Raw genomic sequence first — 15,730 nt, forward strand, 5'->3', positions numbered from 1 at the left:
CAGTCACATGGATAGGAATTGATGGGATCAGGCGATCGCTTCGCTTCTAGACTCAGTTCGTTCCTTCCGACACCGCGATTCGTCAAGAATTTTGAATAATCTATTTCGCAAAACGGAATTTGACGATTCACTAAACACAAAAATCAGTTTCTATGTCAAGCAAGACGCAGCCGAAGATGGTACTACCACGGGAAGCTTACCAGGCGTTGCCTCCAGGGGAACGTTATACACCTGTGGTGCCCAATGAATCCGAGATGCCTGAGTTGACACCCAGGTCGTTACTGGTGGGGGTGGCGGTAGGGATTCTTTTTGGTGCGGCCAATGCTTATCTGGGACTGAAGGTAGGGCTGACGGTTTCGGCTTCAATTCCAGCGGCGGTGATCGGGGTAGCAGTGTTTCGGGCGTTGCGGCAAGGCAGTTTGCTCGAAACCAATATGGTTCAAACTATTGGCTCGACCGGAGAATCTTTAGCGGCTGGGGTAATTTTCACCTTGCCCGTGTTGTATCTTTGGGGCGAAACACCGGGTTTCTGGCCGATTTTTCCGCTGTCGCTTTTGGGTGGATTGCTGGGCGTGTTGTTTATGATTCCGCTGCGGCGATTTCTGATTGTGCAGGAGCATGGACGACTCACCTACCCGGAAGGAACTGCTTGCGCCGAAATTTTGGTGGCCTCTCAGGCAGGAGGGCCGCAAGCCAAGCTGTTGTTCAGTGGTTTGGGTGTGGGTGCTTTGTACTCAGCTCTAGAACGGTTCGGGCGGCTCTGGCCTGCGGAGCCGGATGTGGCGATCGCCCAAGCGGGCTTTCGGACTTCGATTGGGGCGAGTGTCACGCCAGAATTGCTAGGGGTGGGTTACATCATCGGCCCTGCGATCGCGGCGGTGATTTTGGCAGGAGGGGCGATCGGCTGGCTGGTAATCATGCCCTTGATCTACTTGTTTGGCAGTGGTGTACCGACGCCAATTCCTCCGGAAACCGTGGCTCGCATTGCCGATATGGATAGCTTCAGCATTTGGAGTCGCTACATTCGCTATATCGGCGCGGGGGCGGTGGCGTTTGGCGGCTTGTTTAGCTTGGTCAAGTCTGCCCCGACACTGTGGGAATCGGTACGATTAACCGCGATCGCTCTCAAGCAACGCAGTACTCAGCAAGCTGAGAGAGCGGATCGTGATCTGCCCTTGTCTCTAGTGGCAGCCAGCTTAATTGTGATTGGCTTGCTCGTAGCGTTTTTACCGCTGCGAACCGGAGGAGCGGGTCCGCTAGGACTATTAGCAGGTTTAGCAGTGGTCGTGTTTTCCTTCTTTTTCGTCACGGTCTCCTCGCGGATTGTTGGCATCATCGGCAGTTCTTCTAACCCAATTTCGGGAATGACGATTGTGACAGTGCTGATTTGTGCGCTGTTGTTTGGCTCAGCCTATAGTCTCCAAGAAGCTAAAGTCGCTGTGCTCACCATCGGCGCTTTAGTTTGTATTGCCGCAGCTAATGCAGGGGATACTTCTCAAGATTTAAAAACTGGGTTTCTAATCGGAGCCAGTCCCCGGAATCAACAAATTGGCGAAATTGTCGGGGTCGTCACCACTGGGTTGGTGATGAGTGCAGTTTTGGAGCTGTTCCGGGCCGATATTGTCTCTGGAGCTTTCAAAGCACCCCAAGCCAACTTGATTCGACTTGTGATCGATGGCGTTTTGGGTGGCAACTTACCGTGGGGCTTGGTGTTAGTTGGTGCAGCTTTAGCGGCTTGCGTGGAAATGATGCGCTTGCCCACGCTCGCGTTTGCGGTGGGGTTGTATCTGCCCATTCACCTTTCAATTCCGATTATGGTGGGTGGTCTAATCCGTCTAGCTGTGGAAACTTGGTCGCCCCCTCGGAGCTTAGAGCGCCGCCGGGAAGCAGGAGTTTTGTACGCCTCGGGGCTCATTGCTGGAGCCGCTTTGCTGGGTGTGGCAGGAGCCGCGATCGCCTTCTTCAACCTACCGTTCGCTCAAGCCGAACCCGTCAATCCCGCTCAGTGGCAAGTAGCCGCGATCGCCTTTACTCTCCTGAGCGCCAGTCTCCTTTGGGTTATCTCTCGCTCTCCACGACGACGGAAGTAACAGCAGCGCAGGATACGTCGTCCGAACTAACGGAATTCCCTCGCAAGGCTCAGGGGACTTGCCGTTGATTTTGTTGCAATGGAGATAGGTGCAATTTTAATAAATCCTGACTTTACAGACCGCTGATTTTACAGACCAAACCATTTTTTAACCTGTTTTAGGAGAACCACCCTGATTTCAGGGAGGCATTTATGGCACAAATCACAGAATGTCCCAATTGCGGCAAAAAAGGACTCGTGCAACGCGGTAACGACGTGTTCCAATGTCTGTCTTGCAACTTTAGTCGCGACCTCTCTGAAGCAGAGCGTGGCAATGATATTTCTTGGGTTCTCATCGTTGGCCTAGGTGTGGCCGTGTTGTTGAAGGTATTGCAAGTATTTGATTCGTCTCAGACTCCCAACTACAACAGCCCCAATTCTAGAGCTGCGATCGCTCCTCAAGTGCTGGTTTCTAAAGTTATAACTTCTTCTGACTTTATTACGTAGTTTGTTGCATTCGGTTCATGCGCCTGTTGAAGACTGCCAGAGGGTCTTAAGATAAGAGGGGCAAATCTTGGCCTCTACGGAGGTCATTGCTTTCCGTGTGAATTCCGCCGTAGATGAGTTATGCAAGATCAACTCTGGTTTGAACCGCTAGTTTGGACAGACTACCGACTGGCCCTTCTGTTTGCTGTCCTTTTTCCTTTAATTCTGCTGATTTGGGCTTTCGTGCAAAAAAATGAAACCATTCAGCATCTGTTAACCATTTACTGGCGGGTCTCGAGCTTGCTAGCTGTCACGGTCTACTTGATGATTGCAGCAGTGCCCCTCAGTTTTATCTCAGGGCTGATGGCGCGGGTACTCATTCCCATTGCGCTGTGGTTTTGGGTTGACCTCAACGAAGAGATTAACGATCAATCCCGGACTCCCTTGAAGCTAGCGTTTAATTCTTGGCGTTGGGCCATGACGGTCTATAGCGCTTTAGGAGCTTTAGCCAGCTTGCCTTTCCTCCAATGTGCGATTTCTCAGACAGCCTTAAACACAAGATTTTGTCGAGTTTGGTTTGATCCACCGCTGCTGTTCAAGCAGTATTTTCATGCCAACACCAGCGTCCGATTTCTTGGCTTCCTGGGAGTAGTGGGTCTACTCGTCTACGTAGCTTGCCTCAGCTATTTCGTCTTAGTGAAGCTGTCCAAGCAAGGCCGCTCTGCCACTCAGCAGTAAAGCTAGCGTTGCTTTATTTGTAAGTTGGTTGTTGCTGACCAGCGCGTAGCAGCAGCCAACCCAGAATGGCTAAAGTCGCTCCCAACGCGAGAAACGCCAAATCCCAGGCCAATTCATTAGGACCTGATTTGACGTGGTGGATACCTAAAATGTGGTGATCAATGATGCCCTCTACCACATCAAATGTCCCCGCTCCAATCAGCAAGGCTCCCCCAAACACTTTTGACGACCAGGCCAAATTACCACGCTCTAAAGCCCGCCACAATACCACTAGCCCGCTGAGGGTAAAAGCATAAGTGACGACATGAAACAGTCCGTCTGCTAGGGTATTCAGCTTTAGCCCCGCCACGGTGGTATCGGCATAGCCTGCACTGGTGAGCATGTGATGCCACTGCAAAATTTGGTGCAGAACCACGCCATCAAAAAATCCACTAAACCCCAAGCCGAACAAAACTCCAGCGGCAACAACTGATTTGCGATCGCCCTTCTGGTTTGCCCTATCTAATGGGTTCGGACTATCCAAGGGAGTTTGGGGAGGATTGGCTGTCATGAATATCACTCTAGGCTTGTGCTGGTCGCCATCAGACTAGCCTCAGGAAATTTGCTTGTTAATCAGCACCAAGAGAGATCATCGTTCAACTTGGCCTGCTAAACTCAGCCTTGTTCTTGCCGATAAGCCCGGATTTCAGCCGTAAATTTTTCGCCATATTGCTCTAGCTTGCGGCTACCGACTCCGGAGATTTGGGCGAACTCGGTCAAGGTTTGGGGTTGTTGTTGGGCCATCAGTTTCAAGCTGGAATCGCTAAAAACCACATAGGGTGGCACAGCTTGCTGATCGGCCAATCGCTTCCGCAGCGATCGCAACCGTTGAAACAGCACTTCTACATCGGCTCTGAAGCCATCGTCATCTGGTTCGTCGTTGTAAGTGGAGGTGGGAGGCACAGCAATTAAGAGCGATCGCTGCTTCTTCAAGATCTCCCAGCTTTGGGCATTGAGTTTAAGCACCGAATAGCCGTCGCTGGTTTCTTCAACTAAGCCTTGGTGCAGCAACGCCCGCCCTAAAATTCGCCATGCATCAGCGGTCTTATCTTTGCCAATGCCGTAGGTGGAGAGTTTGTCGTGATTATTTTGTAAAACCTTTTGATTTTTCGAGCCGCGCAACACATCAATAATGTGGTTCATGCCAAAACGCTCTTGGCAGCGAGCAATGCAAGAGAGAAACTTTTGCGCTTCAATCGTCCAGTCTTCAATCGGTTGTGGGTACAGGCAATGATCACAATTGCCACAGTCCCCCGGAAAACCTTCGCCAAAATAGCTGAGTTGAATCGTGCGGCGACAGACAGTGCCCTCGGCATACCCCACGACCTGCCGCAACTGTTGTCGTGCAATTAACTGGTCCTGCGCATCGTTTTTTTGATCAATCAAATACTCAACCGTTTTGATGTCACCTAGGCCAAAGAACAACGTACAGTGAGCAGGTTCTCCGTCTCGCCCCGCACGGCCCGATTCCTGGTAATAGCTTTCGATGCTGCGGGGCAAGTCGTAGTGAATCACAAACCGCACATCGGGCTTATTAATGCCCATGCCAAAGGCGATCGTCGCCACCATTACCCGCACATCATCTCGAATAAATCGAGTTTGATTCGTAGCACGGGCTTCGTCGCTCAACCCTGCATGATAGGGCAATGCTTCCACGCCATCTTGCTGCAACTTGCTGGCCAATTCTTCGACTTTGCGACGGCTGAGACAGTAAATAATTCCTGAACCATCGGTTTGTTGAACCTGGTTTAGCAATTCCTTGTAAGCTTGCTTTGGGCTGGGTTTGGGCCGTACTTCGTAGTAAAGATTGGGCCGATTGAAGCTGGCGGTGTGAATGTAAGGCTCTTGCAGCCACAACTGTTCGATAATGTCTTGCCGTACCCGCTCTGTAGCTGTGGCGGTCAGAGCCATGATGGGTACATCTGGGTAGCGCTGCCGCAATTGCTGTAACTGGCGATATTCCGGACGAAAGTCGTGGCCCCAATCGGAAACACAGTGAGCCTCGTCGATGGCAAAACCAGCGATGCCTAAACGCGATCGCACATAGTCTAAAAACGGCAAGCACCGCTCATTCAACAACCGCTCTGGAGCCAGATAAAGCAGTTTGATCTCGCCATCTAAAATCGCCACCTCCCGCGATCGCGCCTCCATCGGATGCAAGCTACTGTTGAGGAACGTGGCCCCAATACCGTTGTCTTGCAATGCCTGCACCTGGTCTTGCATCAAGGCGATCAGCGGCGACACCACCACTGTTAAACCAGGTTTGAGCAGGGCAGGCAATTGAAAGCAGAGGGATTTGCCGCCGCCTGTGGGCATCACAATCAAAGCATCCCGGTTTTCTAAGGCAGACTCCACAATCTCACGCTGGCCCGGACGAAACGTTTCATAGCCGAAGAAATGTTTCAGCGCTTGTTCTAGTGAGGAGAATTGAGTTGGTGTGGCTAGGAGGTTCGCTGACATTGATTCCATCTTGGCTACCCATTGCCTCGCTACCCCGCTGATGGCGATCGCAGGTGCAGAGGCGAGAACTTGGCGAGAACTTGGTGAGAACTTGAAGGGGCGATCGCGGGTGAGCGTGGCTCCAGAGACTCCTTAGCTTACCAAAATCTCGGTGGTCGTCTTGCAGCCAATTGGCGGTAGTTGCCAGCCCCTGAGATAGTCTAGAAGAGTTGTGAGGCTTGGCCTGCCTCTTCATAGAGAGCCGCCTGCTACAATTTGCTACGCCTGCTAATTGAACCAGATGAAGATACTTTGCCTAAGTAACGGTCACGGAGAAGATGCGATCGCGGTGCGGATCTTGCAAGCCTTGCAGCAACAACCGCAAGCGCCAGAAATTGCCGCGCTTCCCCTCGTCGGCAAAGGTCAAGCTTATATCAACCACAACATTGCGATCGTTGGTCCCGTCAAACCCATGCCCTCCGGTGGCTTTGTCTATATGGATGGTCGGCAATTGGCGCGGGACGTCAAAGGCGGCTTGCTGCAACTGACGCTAGCGCAGATCAAAATCGTGAAAACTTGGGCGAAAGAAGGAGGAGTCATTCTGGCAGTGGGCGATATTGTGCCGCTGTTATTCGCTTGGCTGAGTGGTGCTCCCTACGCTTTTGTGGGCACGGCCAAGTCAGAATATTATCTGCGCGATGAAGTAGGCCCACTGCCCCGGAATTCCTGGTTTGAAAAAATGGAGGCTTGGTCAGGCTCGGTTTATTTGCCTTGGGAACGTTGGCTGATGAGCCGCCCTAAATGCCGAGCGGTTTTCCCGAGAGACAACCTAACTACTGCTGGTCTGAAGCGATGGTCAATTCCCGCTTTCGACCTCGGCAACCCGATGATGGACAGCTTGGAGCCTAGTGCCGCTGCGATCGCTACCAAAAGCCAAGAAAACCCACCCCTGACCATTGCCCTGTTGCCCGGTTCTCGGCCCCCCGAAGCCTACGCCAACTGGCACCAAATCATCCAAGCGATCGCCAGAATACTCGAAACCTTTCCCAATCGCCCCCTGCTATTTCTAGGCGCGATCGCCCCTGGCTTAGATTTGGATAAGCTGCGCGAACCCTTAGAAGCTCAAGCTTGGCGACTCAGCACCACCAATCATATTTTTAGTTCTGACCCAACTGCGCTGCGCTTTATCCAACGCAAAGCCACGTTAGTCCTTACCCAACAAGCCTTTAACGACTGCTTGCACTTAGCAGATCTAGCGATCGCGATGGCAGGCACCGCCACCGAGCAATTTGTCGGTTTAGGCAAACCTGCGATCACTCTACCCGGGCAAGGGCCGCAATTTACGCCTGCCTTTGCCGAAGCTCAAACTCGCTTGTTAGGCTGTTCCATCACGCTAGTCCAGCAACCTGCTCAAGTACCAAAAGCGATCGAAGCTTTACTCAGTAACCCCGATCGCCTGCAAATCATTGCAGATAACGGCCAGCATCGCATGGGTACCCCTGGTGCCGCTCAGCGTATTGCGACTCAGCTCATCCAGCAGTTCGGGAAACTTCATGTCTGACGTTGAATTCCTTAGGAGTAACCTGGGCACGCTGATCAAATCCAGGCTTCTAAGTAGCCATGAAAGTTGTCAAAAAAACCCCGAATCAATTAACTCTGTTGCACCGCCCCATCTGGTTATGGCTATTTGGTCTCATATTTGCCGGGGCTGGTTTAGCGGCGATCGCAACTTTTGGCAAGGTCGTCACGCTCAACTGTAACCGTACTGCACCTGTACAGAGTAATTGTCAGCTCAAAGCCGCAGGACTACTGGGCTTGGCTGCTCAAGAGACGGCCCTTGATAGCTTGCAGAGCGCCAAAGTGGAACGGAGTAGCAGTAGCGATGGGGATACCTTTCGAGTCGTGCTGGTAACCAACCAAGGCGAGGTTCCTTTCACCGACTACTACAGCTCTGGAGAAAATGGCAAGCAAGAAATTGCCACCCAAATCAGTACTTTTCTCAGCAGTCCTCAAGCCTCATCCTTAACGCTTCAACAGGATGACCGCTGGTTTATGTTTATGTTCGGCAGCGTTTTTGTCATCGCGGGGCTTGCTGTCGCCATTGGCATGGGCGAAATTGTCGTTTGCGAATTTGACCGAAGCTCAGATAGCCTGATGCTCAAACGTCATGGCCTGTTGGGCACTAAAGTTTCTGAGCGCCGAATCCACGAGATTGAAGCTGTGCGAGTTGAAGAATCGCGGGATAGTGATGGCAGCACCTACCGAGTCAGCTTGGTGTTTACCGTCGGCGATCGCCTCCTCCCTCTTACTTCGTACTACAGCTCTGGGAGACACTCTAAGCAAGCGATCGCGGACCAGTTACGAAAGTTTCTTCAGCTCAATTAACAACAAGACCTTGCGGATTGAGTCCAAAGTATTACAGCTAGCTCTTGAAGCGAAATCTACAGCGGAAGCTATCATCCCAATAGTGCTGAGCAGAGCTGAAGGTAATGGGTAGCGTTTGGACTAAAGCGGTTAGTTCTTCTAGATTGCTGTAGAGCTTGCTAGTAAAATGCGGACTCTCTAGCCAGTAAAACTCTTGATCATTAATGGTTTCTGTTTTTAAGAGACAGCCTCTAGATACAACCAAATCAGAAACATTATTCATGGTGGTTCGAACCGTCACGTAACCAGTATTGGTTTCCAATTGTCATCATCTAATGACTCATGGGTGCAACTCATCAGCAAAGCAACTGACTTCTCTGCGCTAGATGATGGATGTTTGGTTGCTCACCTTCTGATCCTCAACCACTGCCCAAAGCCGATAAATTTGATTGGCAGGCAGTGGCTAGATTGAGCCAGCCCTAGAGCTAGCACCAGATGCAGTTACTTGCTAACCAAGACTCCAATCTCTCGCTGAATTGGCAATACATCCAAAATGTCCGCTGTAGCGCAGTACTTCAGATCTTCATGGCAATTGAGACGGAGGAGACGCTGACCGTGGCTAGCGTGGTGCAGTAGTTCTAGTAAGCGGTCTTGCCATTGCGTATAAAGCGCGATCGCCGCAACTACTTCATCATTGCCCGCCCACTCATCCAGCTTGGCTCCACTTTCCGTCCAGACCGTATGCGCGATCGCCCCAGCACAGACCGTATCTTCCAACGAATAACTACCTTCCCAGCCAGAACCCGCAATCCAGACCGTTTCTGGTTGTTGTGCTAGTAGATAATTAGCCACTGCGCGACGATTGATCAGCGCCCCCGCCAATACCGTCTTCGCCTTTTGCACCTTTTGCAGACACCGAGTGCCATTAGTTGTGCTGATGAACAACCGTCGCCCCTGAACGCGAGCAGCAGTGCAGTCCAACGGAGAGTTACCCATATCGAATCCTTCCACCGTTGCACCGCCCCGCTCCCCAGCACGAATTCGCTGTTCAGCAGGCCATTGCTCACTCACTTGCAGCAACTCTGACAAGTCACTAAACACTTGCACCGCCTCCGCACCCTCCGCCAAGGCCGTCGCCATTGTGCTGGTGGCTCGCAAGACATCAATCGCGATCGCGCAATCGGGAATTGCGTCAGACGGAACCAACTCAGGCGTGTGATAAACAAATAGCTTCATGATCAATCGGGCTACAAAACAAAGACGACGTGGCTTCTAATTTTTACCGTTTCTCTAGAGCACATTACAAGCCATTGGCTCAACTTCCCAAGCGAAGGCGTTAAGATGCCAAGGGTGTTCAAGATGAATTGTAAGGAGTTGATCACATGGCCCGCACCGCTTCTACCATGCTGGCACTAGGCACCCAAGCCCCAGATTTTCAGTTGCCCGATGTCGTGTCTGGTCAAACCATTTCCTTATCCACTTTTGCTGACAAACAAGCCCTACTCATCATGTTCATTTGTCAGCACTGCCCCTTCGTCAAGCACATTCAAGATCAACTCGCCCAACTCGGCCAAGACTACGCTACCCAAAACCTCAGCATCATCGCCATCAGCGCCAACGACGCCGAGAAATATCCCGATGATGGCCCCGAATCCCTTAAAACAATGGCCCAAACTCTTGGGTTCACTTTCCCCCTGTGCTACGACGAAACCCAAGCGATCGCCAAAGCCTACACCGCCGCCTGCACCCCCGACTTCTTCTTGTTTGACGCTAACCGCCAACTGATCTATCGCGGCCAACTCGATGACAGCCGCCCCGGAAACGACAAACCCGTTACAGGCCAAGACCTCAGAGCCGCGATCGACGCTGCCCTAGCCAACCAACCGATCAATCCCGACCAAATGCCCAGCATCGGCTGCAACATCAAATGGAAACCAGGCAACGAACCTGCTTATTACGGTTAAAGCCAAAAAACCACTTTTGGAGGGGGTCTGGGGGACGCAACCGTCCCTCAGCGGGGGTTTGGGGGCGAGTGCCCCCAAGGGCTCGGATTTAGTCAAAGTAATCTCATCAAACCCATTGATCTTTCACACTGAGAAACACCAACAGCCCCTCCACCGTCCACCAAAGCATCAAATATTTCTTATTTCAAAAATATTCTTTAGGGTGCTTCATGAACCTTAGCAACAGACTCTCACTCAAGCCCTCAACCGCAAGCTGTAACATAGAAGGAACAGGCTAGACAGCAAAAGCTAGGACTTTGACTCCTAAACTCTGCTACCTAGCGATCGCTAATATTACCGAGACCCACACTCAAGAATCCGTAAATTCCCGCTTTAGCTACATCCACCCGCCCTATCATCGTAGAGAGGAACAGCATCTTCACTGCTCCCTCTAGAGCCTCGGTTTTCTAGTTTTGAATTGCTGCTAATCCTACGTCCTATCCTAAAGATCCTTCATGCAGACTGAAGCTTTTAACGAGCTTTTTCCTCTCTTTAACGCCGCCAACCCCGAAACCTTGGAATGGCTCATGTCCATTGCCACAGAACACGACTACCCAGCGGGCCGTGCGGTTTTAATGGAAGACGCTTGGGGTAACGCGGTTTACTTTGTGGTTTCCGGTTGGGTGAAAGTGCGTCGTCACGCTGGAGAAGATGTGTTGACCTTGGCAATTTTGGGTCAAGGGGACTTCTTCGGTGAAATGGCCATCTTGGACGAATCTCCCCGCTCCACCGATGTCATCGCTCTCTCAGCCGTTCAGCTAATGAGCATCTCGGCCCAGCGATTTATCCAAACCTTATTCAAAGACTCCCAGCTTCACCATCGCATGCTGCAACTGATGGTGCGACGGCTGCGGCAAACCAACATCCGGTTTCAAATGCGGCATCAGCCTCCTGCCGTCAAACTCGCCAATACCCTCGTTTCTCTGGGCGAAAATTACGGTCAAGCCTCTAACAAAGGCACCGAGATCTTCAATATTCCCTTTCAAGACTTGGCAGACGTGGCTGACATTGGCGTAGAAGAAACCGCCAAGATTATGGAAAAACTCAATGACAAAGGGTGGATCAAAATTGACTCAGCGAACCAAGTAGTTCATTTGGTGCATCAGAAACAACTGGCCCATCTAGCTGGCAAAGCCTAAACCGCCAAGTTTTGCAGAATGACCTACCCTGAAGGGATGGGTTGAGTAATGCCTTAGGCTCGCTAGAGCTGCTAGCTCAAACCCTTGCTGACACTTCTTGCTGCTTAACTATCCACTATGACTGAAGCGACGCAGACGCGCCCTAGCAACTCACCCCGCACCAACCTGGAGATTCGCTACCAGGTGGCAATGCCCAACCCCCAAACTCACCTGTTTGAAGTCACCTTGCAAGTACAAGGATGGGCCTCAGCAGTTTTGGATCTAAAGCTACCTGTCTGGACGCCTGGTTCCTACTTGGTGCGTGAATACGCCAAACATCTGCAAAACTTTAGCGCGACAGGTCAAAAGGCTTTGCCTTGGCGCAAAGTCAGCAAAAACCATTGGCAAGTAGACACGGTGGGTCAGTCAGAAATTACCGTTCGCTATCGCGTCTTTGCCAACGAGCTATCTGTCCGCACCAACCATCTAGACGGTACCCACGGCTACTTTAACGGAGCTGCGCTGTTCTTCTACCTGCCCGGATTTGAGCACCAACCGATTCAAGTTGCGATCGCCCCTCCCTCCCCCAACTGGCAAGTCGCGACTCCACTCCCTACCGTACCAAGTCAAGTCAATACCTTCTACGCGGCTGATTTTGACACTCTAGTCGATAGCCCGTTTGAAATTGGCACCCATGCCCTGTACGAATTTGAAGCCCAGGGTAAGCCTCATCAACTCGTGATTTGGGGCCAAGGCAATACAGACCCTGAGCGGATTATTCAAGACACACAAAAAATTATCGACGTAGAAGCTGAGCTATTCGGTGGCCTACCCTACGACTCCTACCTATTTTTGCTACACCTATCCCCCCAAGGCAACGGCGGCTTAGAACACAAAAACGCTTGCTCGCTCAACTACCCCCGCTTTGCCTTCCGCGCGAAAGAGAAGTATCAGCGGTTCATGCAGTTAGTCGCGCACGAATTCTTCCATTTGTGGAACGTCAAGCGGATTCGGCCTAAGGCACTAGAAGTATTTGACTACGAGCAAGAAAACTACACCACTTCACTGTGGTTTAGCGAAGGCACCACCAGCTATTACGACCTCAACATCCCCTTCCGAGCTGAGATTTACGACGCCAAAACCCTGCTCAGCAACTTAAGCAAAGAAATTACCCGCCTGCAAACCACACCTGGTCGGCAAGTCCAGCCCGCCAGTGAATCCAGCTTTGATGCCTGGATCAAGCTGTATCGCCCCGACGCCAACAGCGCCAACTCGCAAATCTCCTATTACCTCAAAGGCGAAATGGTGTCATTCTTGCTGGATCTGCTGATTCGGCAACGGCACGCAAACCAGCGATCGCTTGATGACGTGCTGCGACAAATGTGGCAACAGTTTGGCAAAGACGAAATTGGTTTCACACCAGAGCAACTAAAAGTCACGATAGAAGCTGTTGCTGACACCGACTTGTCCGACTTCTTTGCCCGCTACATTGATGGCACCGAAGAACTCCCCTTTGATGCCTTCCTGGAGCCCTTTGGCTTGCGCTTGCAAACCGAAAACGAAAGCGACGACCAACCCCCATTCCTAGGTTTAACCGCCAAAACCGAGAATAGCCGTGAGCTGATCAAGTTTGTCGAAACAGGCTCACCTGCTCAGCAAGCAGGGATTGATGCTGGAGATGAATTGCTGGCGATCAACGGCTTCCGGATCAGTGCCGACCAACTAAGCGATCGCCTTAAAGACTATCAACCCGGACAAAGCGTCGAGATTACCCACTTCCATCAAGACGAGCTACGCAGCAGCACCGTTACCTTAGCGGAAACCCGCCCTACCCGTTACCAGATTGTCGCAGTTGAAAACCCCTCAGCCGCTCAAGAACAAAACTTTGTGAGCTGGTTAGGAGTTCCACTCAAAGCGATCGCCTAGCTCAATCCCAGAACTCATTAAGAAGCACATCAACTCCTTCAGCGTCTCAGGAGTTGTATGTTAGCGTGAGGGCAAGCATTTGATGTTTGTCCACTTCTTGACGCTTCCCGATGGGAGGGAAATCATGCCGACTCAACCGCCCCCATCCATTACCCCTCGCCAGATGAATCTGTTGCGAGCTGTGGCTTCAATGGCTTGGTCTGACGGCCACCTGGCTACCGAAGAAATTGACCTCATGCTCGACCAATTCAGCCGCCTGTTTGCCAACGACCCTAAACAGCAGCAGAGATTGCAACAGGAATTGCGAGACTATCTACTTCAAAACATTCCCCTAGAAGAGATCATCCCAAAACTCGATCGACAGGAAGAACGCGAATTAGTGCTACGCCTAGGCTACGAAGTCATCCGCTCCAGCGCTCGCACCCCCAACGAACCGGAAATCAACGAAGAAGAAGCCAAAGCCTACGAACGCCTAAAAAGCCTACTAAACCTGTCACCCGACGCCGTCCAGCGAGTTGAAGCCGAAGCCCAAACCAGCCTCGAAACTCAAGACGGCATTGTCGAGCTGTTAGTCGTGCAAATTCAGCACTTTATTAATGGGTAAAGAACCTAACCCCCCAGCCCCCTTCCCTAGAGGGAAGGGGGAGCCAGAAGTTAAGAGGTAAGACCTCAAGCCTCGAAACACTACCGTTACGTTCGTTTAGAGGGAGTCTGGGGGACGCAACCGTCCCTCAGCGGAGGTTTGGGAGCGAGTGCCCCCAAGGCTCGGATTTCTCAAAGATATTTAACTAAAGAAAGACGTTTAACTCATCTCCAGCATCCGCTGAATCGGACGCAGTGCTCTTACCCGCACATCTTCGGGCAACGTAATCTCCGGCGATCGCTGCTTCATCGCCAAATACAACTTCTCCAGCGTATTCAACCGCATGTGAGGACATTCATTGCAGGCACAATTATTCATCGGCGGTGCAGGAATAAACCGCTTGTGAGGGGCTTGCTTCTCCATTTGGTGAATAATCCCCGGTTCCGTCGCCACAATAAAAGCTTGGCGATCGCTTTGCTTTGCATACTTCAGCAATGCCGTAGTCGAACCAATGTATTGAGCATGACGCAGTACTGCAGGTTCACATTCCGGGTGAGCGATCACTTCCGCATCAGGATGTTCCATCTGCAACTGCACAATCTTCTTCTCAGAAAAAGTTTCGTGTACCATGCAGCTTCCTTGCCACAACACCAAATCTCGCCCGGTTTGTTCCATCACATAACGACCTAAGTTGCGATCGGGTGCAAAGATAATCGGTTGGTCTTCCGGGATTTGGCGCACAATCTTGACCGCATTGGAGCTGGTGCAGATGATGTCGCTCATCGCCTTAATCTCAGCGGTGCAGTTAATGTAAGACACCACTAAATGATTCGGGTGGGCCGCTTTGAACTCGGCAAAGGCTTGGGGTGAGCAACTGTCTGCCAAGGAACAACCCGCGTCCAAGTCGGGTAGCAACACCAGCTTGTTAGGGTTGAGAATTTTGGCAGTTTCCGCCATAAAGTGAACGCCAGCAAACACAATCACATCCGCATCAGTTTGGGCGGCTTGTTGCGAAAGGCCCAGTGAATCCCCCAGGTAGTCAGCGACATCCTGAATGTCTGGGTCTTGGTAGTAATGAGCCAGAATAATGGCGTTTAGTTCTTGCTTCAGCGCTTGAATCGCTGCGAACAAGTCTTGAGGAAAAGCGGTGGATGGGTTGGAGCGTTGCTGAGGAAGGGCAGTGGTAAACACAGTTGCAAGCCGCCTAGAGTGCAAAGAAGTGTAAAGTATCTTATTGTACTTCAATTATAGTGTTTTTTACCAAAACGTATTGCTGTGTTACCCCTATCGCACCATGATGCAGAATATATATTGTCAAACTTCCTAAAGAAAATATTGAAAGCTTCGAAATAATTGCGCTTTCTGTAAGTACTAGCGGAAAGTTTGCTAGTCCAATCACCCTAAATAGAGTATTGAGGCTTAAAATCTTAGTTTGAATAATGGTTAAACAATCTCAATTCTTGATATAGCTTCTACATGAGGGCGTTATCAGCTATTGAATAGCTTATCAATAGCTAATTGAGCAGGGATAGGGTCTTAAAGGTGGCGATCGGTGCAAAATATTAAAGATTGGCCTTTATTTATTAAAATTTGCTTTGGTTTAATCTTCCTAGCTCTTGTAGTTGCAGGTTTAATAGAGATACCTAAACTTAGTGAACAACAAACCTCCGAACAAAGTAATCCCAAACAAGCTGCTACAGAGTTAGTAAACGTTGACATCATCGTAGTGTCAGACACCGCTAAACCTCTAGAAAATGTAGAGGTCAGACTAGTATCCAAAGGAGCACCGGAGGTTAGGAAAACTAATACAGATGGATTCGTTCAAATAGACATTCCAGCTAGAAGAGATATTGAGATCACTCTTATTAAGGAAGGATTCAAGACTGCAAGATACACCATAAATCTGAATAATGACCCTAACCGAACCAGGACTTACTATCTGAAGCCACAAAAGCCTAAGTAAAGG

At 50.8% G+C, this 15,730-nt stretch carries 16 protein-coding genes; 11 read left to right on the forward strand and 5 right to left on the reverse strand.

Annotated features, from left to right (window positions below):
• Positions 1-152 precede the first annotated feature (152 nt).
• From H6F90_RS08990 to H6F90_RS09000, 3 genes are all read left to right on the forward strand, one after another.
• Positions 153-2,090 carry an OPT family oligopeptide transporter gene (locus H6F90_RS08990; RefSeq protein ID WP_199295804.1) on the forward strand — a complete coding sequence of 646 codons (1,938 nt, stop codon included), beginning with the start codon at positions 153-155 and terminating at the stop codon, positions 2,088-2,090.
• Between the two features lie 191 nt (positions 2,091-2,281).
• Positions 2,282-2,575 (forward strand): hypothetical protein, encoded by a 294-nt coding sequence (locus H6F90_RS08995; protein WP_190552098.1) that lies wholly within the window; start codon positions 2,282-2,284, stop codon positions 2,573-2,575.
• 120 nt (positions 2,576-2,695) lie between these two features.
• A complete protein-coding gene (locus H6F90_RS09000; protein ID WP_190439174.1) occupies positions 2,696-3,292 on the forward strand; it encodes a DUF3177 family protein in 597 nt (198 codons plus the stop codon).
• Between the two features lie 13 nt (positions 3,293-3,305).
• Here H6F90_RS09000 and H6F90_RS09005 read toward each other — a convergent pair whose 3' ends face one another.
• Both H6F90_RS09005 and recQ read right to left on the reverse strand, forming a co-directional pair.
• Complete coding sequence (locus H6F90_RS09005; protein ID WP_190552100.1) at positions 3,306-3,842, reverse strand: DUF2243 domain-containing protein; 537 nt, start codon at positions 3,840-3,842, stop codon at positions 3,306-3,308.
• A gap of 104 nt (positions 3,843-3,946) precedes the next feature.
• Positions 3,947-5,791, reverse strand: a complete 1,845-nt coding sequence (gene recQ / locus H6F90_RS09010) for a DNA helicase RecQ (RefSeq protein ID WP_190552102.1) — start codon at positions 5,789-5,791, stop codon at positions 3,947-3,949.
• Between recQ and H6F90_RS09015 the strand changes: the two genes are divergently transcribed.
• The 3 genes from H6F90_RS09015 to H6F90_RS09025 all read left to right on the forward strand — a co-directional run bounded on the left by H6F90_RS09015 (position 5,769) and on the right by H6F90_RS09025 (position 8,155).
• The gene (locus H6F90_RS09015; protein ID WP_190552104.1) at positions 5,769-5,927 is read left to right on the forward strand and encodes a hypothetical protein; all 159 of its coding nucleotides are present in this window, start codon (positions 5,769-5,771) and stop codon (positions 5,925-5,927) included. The genes recQ and H6F90_RS09015 overlap by 23 nt on opposite strands.
• A gap of 144 nt (positions 5,928-6,071) precedes the next feature.
• The gene (locus H6F90_RS09020) at positions 6,072-7,331 is read left to right on the forward strand and encodes a lipid-A-disaccharide synthase-related protein (RefSeq protein ID WP_190552106.1); all 1,260 of its coding nucleotides are present in this window, start codon (positions 6,072-6,074) and stop codon (positions 7,329-7,331) included.
• Between the two features lie 59 nt (positions 7,332-7,390).
• On the forward strand, positions 7,391-8,155 hold the full coding sequence (locus tag H6F90_RS09025) for a hypothetical protein (protein WP_190552108.1): 765 nt from the start codon (positions 7,391-7,393) through the stop codon (positions 8,153-8,155).
• 37 nt (positions 8,156-8,192) lie between these two features.
• On the opposite strand, the gene H6F90_RS09030 is transcribed toward H6F90_RS09025, so the two are convergent.
• Together H6F90_RS09030 and H6F90_RS09035 are read right to left on the reverse strand one after the other, a co-directional pair.
• On the reverse strand, positions 8,193-8,417 hold the full coding sequence (locus tag H6F90_RS09030) for a hypothetical protein (protein ID WP_190439189.1): 225 nt from the start codon (positions 8,415-8,417) through the stop codon (positions 8,193-8,195).
• A 218-nt stretch (positions 8,418-8,635) separates the two neighbouring features.
• Positions 8,636-9,370, reverse strand: coding sequence for a 2-phosphosulfolactate phosphatase family protein (locus H6F90_RS09035; protein ID WP_190552110.1), 735 nt, complete (start codon positions 9,368-9,370; stop codon positions 8,636-8,638).
• Positions 9,371-9,516: 146 nt separating this feature from the next.
• Between H6F90_RS09035 and H6F90_RS09040 the strand changes: the two genes are divergently transcribed.
• From H6F90_RS09040 to H6F90_RS09055, 4 genes are all read left to right on the forward strand, one after another.
• Complete coding sequence (locus H6F90_RS09040) at positions 9,517-10,098, forward strand: thioredoxin family protein (RefSeq protein WP_190552112.1); 582 nt, start codon at positions 9,517-9,519, stop codon at positions 10,096-10,098.
• 494 nt (positions 10,099-10,592) lie between these two features.
• On the forward strand, positions 10,593-11,276 hold the full coding sequence (locus tag H6F90_RS09045) for a Crp/Fnr family transcriptional regulator (protein ID WP_190439202.1): 684 nt from the start codon (positions 10,593-10,595) through the stop codon (positions 11,274-11,276).
• A 117-nt stretch (positions 11,277-11,393) separates the two neighbouring features.
• A complete protein-coding gene (locus H6F90_RS09050; RefSeq protein WP_190552114.1) occupies positions 11,394-13,181 on the forward strand; it encodes a M61 family metallopeptidase in 1,788 nt (595 codons plus the stop codon).
• Between the two features lie 124 nt (positions 13,182-13,305).
• A complete protein-coding gene (locus tag H6F90_RS09055) occupies positions 13,306-13,785 on the forward strand; it encodes a TerB family tellurite resistance protein (protein ID WP_190439207.1) in 480 nt (159 codons plus the stop codon).
• Between the two features lie 198 nt (positions 13,786-13,983).
• Here H6F90_RS09055 and nadA read toward each other — a convergent pair whose 3' ends face one another.
• On the reverse strand, positions 13,984-14,955 hold the full coding sequence (nadA, locus tag H6F90_RS09060) for a quinolinate synthase NadA (RefSeq protein WP_190552116.1): 972 nt from the start codon (positions 14,953-14,955) through the stop codon (positions 13,984-13,986).
• Between the two features lie 361 nt (positions 14,956-15,316).
• Between nadA and H6F90_RS09065 the strand changes: the two genes are divergently transcribed.
• Positions 15,317-15,727 (forward strand): carboxypeptidase regulatory-like domain-containing protein, encoded by a 411-nt coding sequence (locus tag H6F90_RS09065; protein ID WP_190552118.1) that lies wholly within the window; start codon positions 15,317-15,319, stop codon positions 15,725-15,727.
• The last annotated feature ends 3 nt before the right edge of the window (positions 15,728-15,730 follow it).

This window comes from Trichocoleus sp. FACHB-591, assembly GCF_014695845.1.
Classification (GTDB): Bacteria; Cyanobacteriota; Cyanobacteriia; order FACHB-46; family FACHB-46; genus Trichocoleus.

Coding starts and splice junctions, on each gene's coding strand:
- H6F90_RS08990 (WP_199295804.1), top strand. CDS start 153: ATGTCAAGCAAGACGCAGCCGAAGATGGTACTACCACGGGAAGCTTAC.
- H6F90_RS08995 (WP_190552098.1), top strand. CDS start 2,282: ATGGCACAAATCACAGAATGTCCCAATTGCGGCAAAAAAGGACTCGTG.
- H6F90_RS09000 (WP_190439174.1), top strand. CDS start 2,696: ATGCAAGATCAACTCTGGTTTGAACCGCTAGTTTGGACAGACTACCGA.
- H6F90_RS09005 (WP_190552100.1), bottom strand. CDS start 3,842: ATGACAGCCAATCCTCCCCAAACTCCCTTGGATAGTCCGAACCCATTA.
- recQ (WP_190552102.1), bottom strand. CDS start 5,791: ATGTCAGCGAACCTCCTAGCCACACCAACTCAATTCTCCTCACTAGAA.
- H6F90_RS09020 (WP_190552106.1), top strand. CDS start 6,072: ATGAAGATACTTTGCCTAAGTAACGGTCACGGAGAAGATGCGATCGCG.
- H6F90_RS09025 (WP_190552108.1), top strand. CDS start 7,391: ATGAAAGTTGTCAAAAAAACCCCGAATCAATTAACTCTGTTGCACCGC.
- H6F90_RS09030 (WP_190439189.1), bottom strand. CDS start 8,417: ATGAATAATGTTTCTGATTTGGTTGTATCTAGAGGCTGTCTCTTAAAA.
- H6F90_RS09035 (WP_190552110.1), bottom strand. CDS start 9,370: ATGAAGCTATTTGTTTATCACACGCCTGAGTTGGTTCCGTCTGACGCA.
- H6F90_RS09040 (WP_190552112.1), top strand. CDS start 9,517: ATGGCCCGCACCGCTTCTACCATGCTGGCACTAGGCACCCAAGCCCCA.
- H6F90_RS09045 (WP_190439202.1), top strand. CDS start 10,593: ATGCAGACTGAAGCTTTTAACGAGCTTTTTCCTCTCTTTAACGCCGCC.
- H6F90_RS09050 (WP_190552114.1), top strand. CDS start 11,394: ATGACTGAAGCGACGCAGACGCGCCCTAGCAACTCACCCCGCACCAAC.
- H6F90_RS09055 (WP_190439207.1), top strand. CDS start 13,306: ATGCCGACTCAACCGCCCCCATCCATTACCCCTCGCCAGATGAATCTG.